The sequence below is a fragment of the Enhygromyxa salina genome (genome assembly GCF_002994615.1).
Lineage (GTDB): Bacteria > Myxococcota_A > Polyangia > Nannocystales > Nannocystaceae > Plesiocystis > Plesiocystis salina_A.
The window spans coordinates 17,304-28,150 of sequence record NZ_PVNK01000253.1 but is presented as its reverse complement, the minus strand read 5'-3'; the positions used below and the strand labels follow the sequence as shown (position 1 = coordinate 28,150).

The 10,847-nt window shown below is 71.2% G+C and carries 8 protein-coding genes; 5 read left to right on the top strand and 3 right to left on the bottom strand.

The annotated features are described in order from the left end of the window. Window positions 1–963: hypothetical protein (locus ENSA5_RS29100; RefSeq protein ID WP_219906884.1), on the top strand; the 963-nt coding region annotated here is incomplete at its 5' end. 63 nt (window positions 964–1,026) lie between these two features. On the opposite strand, the gene ENSA5_RS29095 is transcribed toward ENSA5_RS29100, so the two are convergent. The 3 genes from ENSA5_RS29095 to ENSA5_RS29085 all read right to left on the bottom strand — a co-directional run bounded on the left by ENSA5_RS29095 (window position 1,027) and on the right by ENSA5_RS29085 (window position 4,392). After that, entirely contained in the window at window positions 1,027–2,130 is a 1,104-nt protein-coding gene (locus ENSA5_RS29095; protein WP_106394976.1) for an RICIN domain-containing protein, read from the bottom strand. 161 nt (window positions 2,131–2,291) lie between these two features. After that, window positions 2,292–3,617, bottom strand: a complete 1,326-nt coding sequence (locus tag ENSA5_RS29090) for an NAD(P)/FAD-dependent oxidoreductase (RefSeq protein WP_181198264.1) — start codon at window positions 3,615–3,617, stop codon at window positions 2,292–2,294. Window positions 3,618–3,663: 46 nt separating this feature from the next. Next, on the bottom strand, window positions 3,664–4,392 hold the full coding sequence (locus ENSA5_RS29085) for a hypothetical protein (protein WP_106394974.1): 729 nt from the start codon (window positions 4,390–4,392) through the stop codon (window positions 3,664–3,666). A gap of 525 nt (window positions 4,393–4,917) precedes the next feature. On the opposite strand from ENSA5_RS29085, the gene ENSA5_RS29080 reads away from it, so the two are divergent. From ENSA5_RS29080 to ENSA5_RS29065, 4 genes are read left to right on the top strand one after another with little or no spacing between them, the layout of a single operon-like run. Continuing rightward, window positions 4,918–5,994, top strand: coding sequence for a hypothetical protein (locus ENSA5_RS29080; RefSeq protein ID WP_106394973.1), 1,077 nt, complete (start codon window positions 4,918–4,920; stop codon window positions 5,992–5,994). A gap of 11 nt (window positions 5,995–6,005) precedes the next feature. Then, window positions 6,006–7,184, top strand: a complete 1,179-nt coding sequence (locus tag ENSA5_RS29075; protein WP_106394972.1) for a class I SAM-dependent methyltransferase — start codon at window positions 6,006–6,008, stop codon at window positions 7,182–7,184. Then, entirely contained in the window at window positions 7,184–10,114 is a 2,931-nt protein-coding gene (locus ENSA5_RS29070; protein ID WP_106394971.1) for a beta-ketoacyl synthase N-terminal-like domain-containing protein, read from the top strand. Before ENSA5_RS29075 ends, ENSA5_RS29070 begins: the two co-directional genes overlap by 1 nt. Further along, window positions 10,111–10,554, top strand: coding sequence for a lipocalin-like domain-containing protein (locus tag ENSA5_RS29065; RefSeq protein WP_106394970.1), 444 nt, complete (start codon window positions 10,111–10,113; stop codon window positions 10,552–10,554). The genes ENSA5_RS29070 and ENSA5_RS29065 overlap by 4 nt, the downstream gene beginning before the upstream one ends. Window positions 10,555–10,847: the final 293 nt, after the last annotated feature.

The following is a 10,847-nucleotide window of genomic DNA, read 5'->3' as shown; positions in this document are numbered from 1 at the left end:
GGGGTCGATCTCTCGATCGCTGAGGTGGCGCAGGAGGGTGAGGAGGCGCGCTGGCTGGTCGCCGCCTGGCTCGCGGACGACGGGGCCGCGGTCAAGGGGCGGCTCGTCACAATCGACGGCCCGGGCGCGCCGCTCGACGAGCCGGGCGAGGTCCTCGAGCTGTGGCGCCTCGACGACGCCGAGCAGCGCGCGGCCCTCGGACCCCACGAGCTCGCGCGGATCGACGCGGTCACCCTGCTCGAGCGCATGGTCGTGATCGGCGTCGAGGCCCGCCGCGACATCGAGCAGCCCAGCCCCGGGGATCACCTGCTGGTCTCGCGCTGGCTGGCGGCGAGCGGCGAGCCTGCGTCGACGGTGGTCCTGCGCGGACCCGGTGGCGGCGACCTCGACCTGCTCGGCGACGCGCGGCTGTGGACCTACGCTGGCCACGACTCGGCGCTGAGCGTGCGCGTGGGGCTGGGGTTTGCGTGGCTGCTGGCGATCGCCAGCAACGGGCTGCCGGGCCTCGTCGAGGCGCCTGGCGAGCGGGTCAGCGTGCCCGTCGCGGCCACGTGGATGGCGAGCGCCGACGGTGCCTTTGGATCGCGCCACGTGTTCGCGCTCGACGACGCGGCCGGGCAGGCGCGGGTGCGCGTGGTTCGGATCAACCGGTGGGGTTGGTCCGAACCGACACAAGACACAGACGAGCTCGTCGATGTGTTCGAGCTGTCGGCCGCGCCCAGCGGCGCGCCGAGCCTCGCGCTGCTCGACGGCGTCCCGACCCTGGTCTTGCCGATGGGCGCCAACCAAGACGCGCTCGCGCTGCGATCGAGCGGCGGCGGGGCGCTGCTCGAGCCGATCGTGGATCTACGCTGTGACGCGCTGGGCCTGGCCGGGCCGAGCTTCGACGGCGTCGGCGACACGGCGCCGCTCGCCTGCCTGCGCGGGGGCGAACTGCGGATTGGCGCGCTCGGCTCCGAGTAGATGTTCCGCGCGAAGTGGTCGTGCGTGGCAGAGGGCAGGGCGGCCGCCGGGTCGGCCGCGGGGTCACGGTGAATCGATGATCCAGCGTTGGGTGGCGTTGTCCTGGGCTTCGCGGGTCACGACCGAGAAGTCGTTCGTGTCCGTTTGGTAGGCGTCAACGAAGCGGGCCGTGCTCAGCTGCTGCATCGTGAACACGTCGCCGCTGACGTGCACGAGCACCCAGCGTTGGGTGTCATTTTTCTGTTCGGGCCGGGTCACGACGGACCAGTCCTCGCCCTCCGTCTGGTACGCATCCATATACCGCGATGAGCTGACCTGCGTAATGGTGTACACCGCCGCGACCGCGTTGAAGCGCCACTGTTGGGTGTTGTTGTTTTGTTCGAGGCGCGTGACGACCGAGTAGTCGGGCCCCGCGGACTCGTGGGCATCGAGGAAGCGGCCACTGCTCGCCTGAACCAGGGTGTAGATGCCGCCGCTCACGTATCCCGTGATCCAGCGCTGGGTGTCGTTGTACTGCGCTTCACGGGTCACGGCCGAGAAGTCGGCGCCTTGGGTCTGGTACGCGTCGAGGAAGCGGCCAATGCTGAGTTGTTGCAAGGTATAGGTCGACAGCGAGCCGGATACGGGGAGGGCGACCCAGCGCTGGGTGTCGTTGCTTTGCTCGGTGCGGGTCACGACCGAATAGTCTTGACTCGAAACCTCGTGTGCGTCCATGTATCGATTCGTGCTGACCTGTTGGATCGTGTAGACGACACCGATCGGGGCGAACTTCCATCGCTGGGTGTCGTTTTGCTGCTCGGGGCGCGTCACGACCGAAAAGTCGTCGCTCGATCCCTGATAGGCGTCGAGGAAGCGGCCGTTGCTCTGCTGCCGAAGGGTGTAGACCCCCGGTTCGAGCGGAAGCGCCGTCGCCTCCAAGGGGAGGCTGTCCACGCTGTAGTCGCCAATGTGGGCCGCCTCGGCGAACGCGTCGGCGTCCGAGAGTTCGGGGGTGGCGTCGAGCGGGGCGCGTTCGTCGACCTCCGAGACCTCCGAGACCTCGTCGAGCTCGTCGAGCTCGTCGAGCTCGTCGAGGCTGCAGGCGAGAGGCGACAGCGCCAATAGGGCGAGGCAGCCGATCGACATCGAGGTGCGCGTGCGGGCGTGAACTTGGTGGAGGGTGCTCATGCCGTGCCTCGGTAGCAAGGCGCATGCCTGGTCCGAGGAGCCCGCGCAGCGCGACCTTGCATCGGTGTTTGCGAGCTCGCCCGCCCGCTGCGTCAGTCGCGGACGCGGACGCCCTCCGCAGCGGACGCACACCCGCAACCCACACAGGTGGACCGCCGGGATTAGAGTGGATCGGTGCGGTCGGCCCCGCCTCGGAGCCTCGCGCGCAGGCGGCCCGCGGCGCCCCTGGCCGCCAGACCCAGCAGCACCCCCGGCGTCAGGAAGCCCTCGGGTTCCCTGCGCCGGGTGGCCAGATCGCTGAAGCGCCGGGCGTAGTCCGGGTGGGTCAGGACCCAGCGCAGGATCGTCTTGGCCACGAAGGGCGGCGGCTCGTCGTAGAGCTCGCGCTTGACCCGATCCATGGTCGCCTCGAACATCGGCGCGAGCGCGGCGTGGGCGGCCGCGCCGTAGTTGGCGACGGCCTGATCCCAGCTCAGGTCCCCCGCGTGCCAGCGGCGCAGCTGTGTGGCCAGGAGCTTGGCCCCGAGCAGGGCGTCGTAGATCCCCTGGGCGTCGAGCGAGTCCTTTTGATGGTAGGCGTCGCCGACCAGCGCCCAGCCCGGCCCGGCCGGGGCCCGAAACAAGTTGCCGACCCGCTTCATGCCGCTGAGCTCGCTGACCCGACGCGCGCCCGCGAGCCGCCGCCAGACGGCCGGTCGCGCGCGCAGGAGGCCCTCGTAGATCTGCGCGGGCGAACCCTCGAGGGCGCCCCAGTAGTCGCTGCGGCCCTGGGCCAGGACCATGACCTGGCCGTCGGCGCTGGGCATGAACACGAAGGAGAAGCCATCGCAGGAGGCGTGGATGTGGGCGATGGTCGGGCCGTCCTGGTAGGGCGCGACCCCTTCCCAGTGCGCGTAGTAGATGGTCGTGTCGACGTCGCGGCGCTCGACGGTGACCTCGGCGTCGACGCTGCGCGCGACGAGGCTGCGACGGCCGTCGGCCCCGATCACGGCGCGGGCCCGGACGCTGCGGGGCTCGTCTTGATCGGGCAGCGCGACCCGAACCCCGACCACGCGATCGGCCTCGCGGATCAGCTCGGTCACGCGGGCCCGCTCGCGGGTGATGACCCCGGGCACCCGCGCGAGCTTTCGCCACAAGCAGTGATCGAAGCGGGCCCGATCGACGGCGTAGACGTAGTCGCGGCCCGCGAGGGGCTCGAAGCCAATCCAGGCCCGAAAGTAGCCGCCGAACTCGAGCACGAACTCGTGCATCCGGGGCGTGTCGGCGGCGTACTCGGCCTCGTCGAGCTCGAGCTCGTCGAGCAGCGCCATCGCGTGCGGGAGCACGAAGGGCGCGGACACGGGCGGGCGGCTGGGGAAGCTGGCCTTGTCGAGGACCAGCACGCGCAGGCCCTGGCCGCCGAGGCGCGCGGCCAGGCTCGCCCCCGCGGGCCGGCCTCCGACGATGATGAGGTCGAAGTCTTGGTCGAGCTCGCTGGCCTCGCTCACGCGGGACAAGATCGCACGCGCTCGCACGGGCTGCTAGCACCCCGTGCTAGCGAAGACGCGGGCCGTCGACGGCGAACTCGTCCTTGCGGGTCATGCTCAGCGCGCCGTCGCTCGCGACGCGCAGCTCGACCAGGTCGAAGGCGTCCAGATCCATCATGCCCGGTGGCTTCTGAACCCAGGCTCGAACGACGACCTCGTCGCCTTTGGCGCGGGCAGTTGGCGCCGTGAACGACGGCGTGTCCTTGAACTCGAAGGCCTTGCTCGACCTGCTGATGAAGTCGCCGGCCCAGTGAAAGACGACCTCTTCGGCCCACTGCAGCGCGAACGCCGGCCGCTCGGCGGCGGGGAGATCGGCCCACCCCGCCAGCGCGAGTCCCTGCTCGAAGAGTGCTTGTCGATCGACGAAGACACCACCGACGAAGGCGCCCTCGAGCTCGCACCCGACGTCGTAGGTGAAGCCGCCGACCACGATGACGTCGCCGATGTCGGGGCGACCGATGCAGCGGCCGTCTCGGTCGAGCTCCTTGCCGGTTGCGTCTTCATAGGCGGCGCCGACGGCCTCGTCGGTGCTGAGATCTACGCGCGGGGCCTGGGCCACGGGCTCGGGTTTGGGCGCGGGTTTGGGCGCGGGCGAGTCGTTGCCGTCGGACGCGGGCTTGGCCTCGGCCTCGGTCTCGTCGGGTTTCTCGGCTCCGGGCGAGCTACCGGAGCACGCGGAGGCGAGGAACACTGCGACGAGGACGGCGCTGCTCGGGAGGGTGGTGAAGCGGGGCATGGGCTCCTGGGTCTAGCAGCCCGGGGTGCAATGCCTCGCGCCGCCTCGCTTGGCCTTTTCGCCGAGGGCTTTGTCGCCAAAACTTGCAGTACGCCCGGGCAAAGACCGACTCGCGGGATCTGTTGAGCCAGCGCGGGGTCGGGGGCCTCGCAGCCCAGCGGCGCCATGACCAGCACGCGCAGCGGTGTCGCGCCGAATGTGAAGGAGCAGGACTCGCAGCCCGTGACCAGGCTGGACGTGACGAGCGCGGTGAGCCCCGGCAAGAACGCGCCTGGTTGACCGAGACTCCTCACGAGGATCGATAATGCCCGACGGCCCGGGCCCCGTCGACGGACAGGCGTTGGCTCCGCGGGGAGGAGCCGTCTGCGTCCGCGGTCAAAACCGATCACATTCGAGCTCGGACGCCGTCTCCGACGAAGTCCTCGTGGAGGGCGAATTGCGCATTGGCGCGCTCGGCGGCGACTGACGAGCGAGCCCCCGCTCGGGTCCACGACGGGCCGGCCGCCGATGACTATACTCCGCGCGGTGGCAGGCCGCAGCAAGCTCCGCGTCTTCGCGATCGCAGCTGGCGTCGTCGTCTTGGCGCTCGGCGGCGCGGCCTGGACGATGTGGCCCGAGGTCGAGGACATCCCCGAGACCCTCGACGAGATCAAGCCCGAGGTCTCGATCGCGGAGCTCGAGCTCGAGGCCCAGGGGCCCGAGCCGGGCGTGCGCCTCGGCGAGCTCGCGGGCCAGACCGTCTACATCATGATCGAGGGCAAGGAGAGCATGACCGGCGGCGAGGGCAAGCTGCTGCGTCGGGCCTTGCATCGCTGGGAGCTGCCCGAGGACGTGGTCGGCTTCAGCGTCGGCGACGCCCCGGCCGGGGCCGTGGTCATGCGCGGCAAGATCGAGCGCGAGTTCGTCGGGCCGATGCGCGACGAGATGAAGCTGCCGATCTACGTCGACTTTGGCGGCGAGTTCACCACCGCCTTCTCGCTGCCCAAGGGCCACCTCGGCTTCGTGATCCTCGGCCCGGAGAGCGAGGTCTTGCTGCGCCACGCGGGCGACGTCGACGCGGCCAAGCTCGCCGAGATCAAGGCCCTGCTGCGCGCCGAGGAGCCCCCGCCGGGACCGGCGGCGCCGGACTTCGAGCTCGGCGAGCTCAGCAAGCAAAGCTGCGTCGAGCGGCCCTGCGTGCTGGTCTTCCTCGACGCCAAGGTCACGCGCGGCGAGATCCCCGGGCTCGACGAGGGCGGCTTCGAGGGCGACATGAAACAGGCCTTCGAGCAGATCAAGCAGCCCTCGGTCCGGCTGGCGCGGGCCCTCGAGGCCGACTGGGCGGCCGAAGACAGCGCCAAGTTCAACGGGGCGATCGTCGGCGAGGGCGAGGGCTGGGGCGTCGAGGGCTGGCCCTTCGTGGCCGAGGCCGCGGCCGCGCGCGAGACCTTCGGGATCGGGGCCGACGAGGCCGGCATGGTCATCATCGACGGGCAGGGCCGGGTGGCCTTCTCGGAGACCGGGCGGATCCCGTTTTGGAAGCTCTCGCTCGCGGCCGACCTGCTCGGGATCGAGCCCAAGGACTACAAGTCGCGCAAGCCCGGCCGCAAAGAGAGCGAGTAGATGGCGCGTAGATGGCCAGGCAGTCCAAGCTCGCGCGCGCGCGCCCGAAGCTCGAACGCAAGCTCGCCGGTGGTTGGCAGCGGGCGGTGTTCGCGACCCCACAGCGCCCCGACGGCAGCCGCGACGAGCGCGTCGTCGAAGGCCCAGGCCCGCTCGCGGACGACGATCCCCGCCGGGCCGAGCTGCTCGCCGAGCTGCTCGCCGAGTCGGGCGAGGCCGCGGGCGAGGGCCTCGTCAAGCAGACCTTCGTGATCGACGCGCGGCTTCGGCTCGAGCTCGACGCGCGTCACGGCCACGTCAAGCAGCGCGTGCTCGACGAGCAGACCGTCGACAAGATCATGGGCGGGAAGGATCGCCCGCTGCGACCCGACCGCAGCGCCGCGCTGCTCCAGGCGATCGGGATCATGAACGCCGACGGCACGATCTCGGCCCGCAACGCCAAGAAGTACAAGCAGGTCAACCACCTCGTCGAGCTGTGCCGACCGACCTGGGCCGAGCGTGGCTCGGACAGCGCCCTGAAGATTGTCGACCTCGCGTGCGGCAACAGCTACCTGAGCTTCGTCGTGCTCGAGGCGCTGCGGCTCGAGGGCCAAGACGCGGAGCTGCTCGGGATCGATGTGCGCGACGACGTGATCGCGACCAGCCGCGCGCGGGCCGAGCAGATCGGCTTTGGCGATCGCGCGCGCTTCATGAGCGCGAAGCTCGAGGCCCTCGCGCCCGAGCAGCTGTTCGGCGAGCGCGGCGGGCCGCCGGATCTGGCGATCTCGCTCCACGCCTGCGACACGGCGACCGACGCCGCGCTGGCCCTGGCGATCCGGGCGGGGGCGCGCTCGATCCTGTGCGTGCCCTGCTGCCAGGCCGAGCTCGCGCGTCAGCTCGCGCAGCGCGAGGGGCCGGCGCTGCTGGTGCCCGCGGCCGTCGAGCAGGGCTTGCTGCGCCGGACCTTCGGCGAGCTGCTGACCGACGCGCTGCGCGTCGAGCTGCTCGAGGCCTGCGGCTACGAGGTCGGCGTCGTCGAGTTCGTCGCCAGCAGCCACACGCCCAAGAACCTGCTGCTGCGAGCCAAGCGTTCGCGTGAGCTCGAGCCCAAACAGTGGCGGCTCTCGCCGATCCGCGAGCGCTGCGCTGCGCTCGGCGTCGAGCCGGCCTTGGTCCGCGCGCTCGGGTCTGCGCAACAGGAGGCGAGCTGATGGCTGCGTCCGAACATCAAGCAATTGCGATCGTCGGGATCGGCTGTCGCTTCCCGGGCGGCGTCGACTCGCCGATCTCGATGTGGAAGCTGCTCGCCAGCGGCAAGGACGCGATGCGCGAGGTCCCCGGTGATCGCTGGTGTGTCGACTCCATGTTTGACCCCGACGCGACCCGCCGCGGCAAGATCTCGATCCGCGAGGCCGGCTTCATCGACGAGGTCGATCGCTTCGACGCCGAGCTGTTCGGGATCTCGGCCCGCGAGGCCGCGCACATGGATCCGCAGCATCGGGTGCTGCTCGAGGTCGCGTGGGCGGCGGTCGAGGACGCCGGGATGGACCCGCGCGCGCTCGCGGGCAGCGACGCGGCGGTGTTCGTCGGCTTGATGCTGCAGGACTACCTCGCGATCCGGACCTCGGTTCACGACCGCGAGCTGATCGACGGCCAGACCGTGGTCGGGATGGGCGGCTGCATGGCCGCCAACCGGATCTCCCACGCCTTCGATCTGCGCGGGCCGAGCGTGGTCCTGGACACCGCGTGCTCGTCGTCGCTCGTCGCCGTCCACCTCGCCTGCCAGAGCATCCGCTCGGGCGACGCGTCGCTGGCGTTGGTCGGCGGCGTCAACCTCATGCTCCGGCCCGAGCCAACGATCGCCGCGAGCCAGGCGCGGATGCTGGCGCCCGATGGTCGGTGCAAGGGCTTCGACGCCCGCGCCGACGGCTACGCCCGGAGCGAGGGCGCGGGGGTCGTGGTCTTGCGCCCGCTCGCCCAGGCCCTCGCCGCGGGCGAGCGCATCTACGCGGTGATCCGCGGCTCGGCGGTCAATCAAGACGGCCGGACCCGGCGCGTGACCTTGCCGAGCGGTCGGGCCCAGCAGGAGGTCGTCCGCGTCGCGTCTCGCCGGGCCGGGATCTCACCCGGCGAGCTGCAGTACGTCGAGGCCCACGGGACCGGGACGCCGGTCGGCGATCCGATCGAAGCCCAGGCCCTCGGAGAGGTGGTGGGGGTCGAGCGCGAGGGGCCCGCGTGCGCGCTCGGATCGATCAAGAGCAACATCGGGCACGCCGAGGCGGCGGCTGGCGTCGCGGCCCTGATCAAGACCGCGCTCGCGCTTCACCACGAGCAGATCCCGCCGCACCTGCACTTTCGCTCGGCGCCCGAGGGGGTCGACCTCGCGGGGCTCGGGCTGCGGATCCCGACCTCGCTCGAGCCCTGGCCCGCGACCAGGGGCCGCCGCCTCGCCGGGGTCAACACCTTTGGGCTCGGGGGCACGAACGCCCACCTGATCGTCGAGGGCGCCCCGCTGCCTCAGCCGGACCTCGAGGCGAGCCCGTCGCCCGGAGTCGCGGAGTTGTTCGTGGTTTCGGGGCGGACCCGCGCCGAGCTCGATCGAGCCTGCGCGCGCCTGGCCGAGTTCTTGCGGGCCAACGAAGACGCGCGGGTGAGCCTCGCGGATCTGAGCCGGTCGACGATCGAGCGCGCTCAGCTCGGGCATCGTGTCGCGTGCGTGGCTCGGTCGCGGGACGAGCTGGCCAGCCTGCTCGACGCCTACCTCGCCGGGGAGTCTCGCGCGGAGCTCGTCGTTGGCGTCGTGCCCGAAGCGTCCGTCGAGCCCGGCGAGATCGCCGACGCGGAGCTCACAACGGTGAGCCCCGATCCGGCCGGACGCGATGAGATGCTGCGCGCGCTCGCTCGACTTCACGTGCGTGGCGCTGCGACCCAGCTCGCGGCCAGCTGCTCGGCGGGCGCCAGGCTGACCTCGCTGCCGAGCTACCCCTTCGCCGGTCAGCGCTACTGGATCGAGTCGCCGCGTGGCCGCGAGCTGCGACTGGGCCGCGAGCAGCCCGACGCCGCACAGATCGAGACGCCAGCTCCGCGGGCCGAGGCTCTCCCGCAGGCTCCGGTGGCCGCCGGGAACATCGAGGCCCGCGTGCGCGAGGAGGTCGCCGAGGTGTTCGAGATGGCGCCCTCGAAGCTCGACCCCGACCGGCCGCTGGCGAGCCTCGGCCTCGACTCGGTCATGGCCCTGGATCTCGCCGACGCGATCGAGCGCGGCTTCAGCGTGCGTCTGCCGATCGCGCGGATCCTCGACGGCCCGAGCATCACGGAGCTCGCGGCGTGGGTCGAGGCTGGCGCGCCCGCGAGCTCCGAGCAGGGCGTCTTGCTGCGTCTGTCTCGGCCTACGAACCCGCGCGCGAGGCTGATCTGCTTCCCCTACGCCGGGGGCGTGGCGTCGGTGTTTCGGCCGTGGGCGAGGCACTTGCCCGAGGTCGAGCTGTGGGCCGTGCGGCTGCCCGGCGCCCTCGACCGCGAGGGCGAGCAGCCCTTCGAGGAGATGCAGCCCCTCGTCGACGCGCTGCTCGACGAGCTCGACAAGAACCCCGAGCTCCTGGCGCCGCCGTTCGCGTTTTATGGCCACAGCCTCGGGGCCCTCGTCGCGCACGCGCTCGCCCGCGAGCTCGAGGCGCGCGGGCGACCGGGGCCCTCGCACCTGTGCGTCGCGGCGCATCCGAGCCCCGGGGCCGCGGGTCCGCGCGAGCTCTCGAGCGCAGACGAACTCGACGCGCGCCTGTCCGACCCCGCGTTCTTGCGCAGCATCGGCTACCTCGACGAGCTCGCCAATTTCGCCAGCGACGAGGCCTTGATCGAAGCCCTGCGCCCGGCCCTGCGGGCGGCGTTTCAGCTGCAGCGGGACTATCACCCGCGGCCCGAGCCGCGCCTGGCGTGCGCCTTGTCGGCCTACGTCGGCGCCGATGATCGAGCCGCCGACGAGGCGAGCATGCGCGGCTGGTCGGCCTACGGCGGCGGCTTTCGCCTTCGTCGCTTTGCCGGGGGGCACCTGTTCTTGCGCGGGGCGGCGACCGAGCTGACCCGCGCGCTGCGTGAGGACCTCGGCCTCGACCGAGGTCTCGCGAGGGAGCTGGGGGCATGAGCGCGCCACTTTTGGGTTGTTGGGAGGCGGTCTCGCTGGTCTTGTCGATCGACGGCGAGGCCATCCACCCGCTCGGGCTTCATCCGCGCGGTCAGCTGATCTACACGGGACCCGTGGGAGGGGGGGGCGAGTCGCGTATGAGCGTGCAGGTCATGGCTGCGCAGCGCTCTTCCTTTGCCAGCGGCGACATGCGGGTCGCGAGCGCAGCGGAGTTCCAGGCGGCGTTCGAGACCTGCATCAGCTACTTCGGAAGCTACGAGATCGATCTCGACCGACAAATTGTGCGTCACCGGATCGAAGCCAGCGCGTTTCCCAACTGGACCGGCAAGATCGAGACGCGGGCCTATCGCTTCGTCGATGGCTTGCTCGAGCTCCGCGCGCCTCCCGAGCGCTTCGCCGGTCGCGAAGTTGTCGCGGTCGCGACCTGGCGAGCCCGGTAGACTTGACGGCGAGTCACGGCTTTCACGGCCTCGACAAGAGCGAGGACGACGGCGTCGCGGCCTGTCCGGGGGGCGGCGACAGCGGCAAGTCGCCCAAGTCGTCTCGACCTTCGAGGACGCCGAGCTCGAGAGCCTCGTCGACTGCGGCGTCCCGATTGTCAACTTCGACCATGTCGAGGACGCCGACATGCAGGTCAACGGACGCCTGCGCCCGCTGGTCTGGAGCTGGCGGTCCGGTGAACCGAACGACCACGGCGGGGACGAGCGCAGCCTCGTCCAGCCAGACGTCTCGG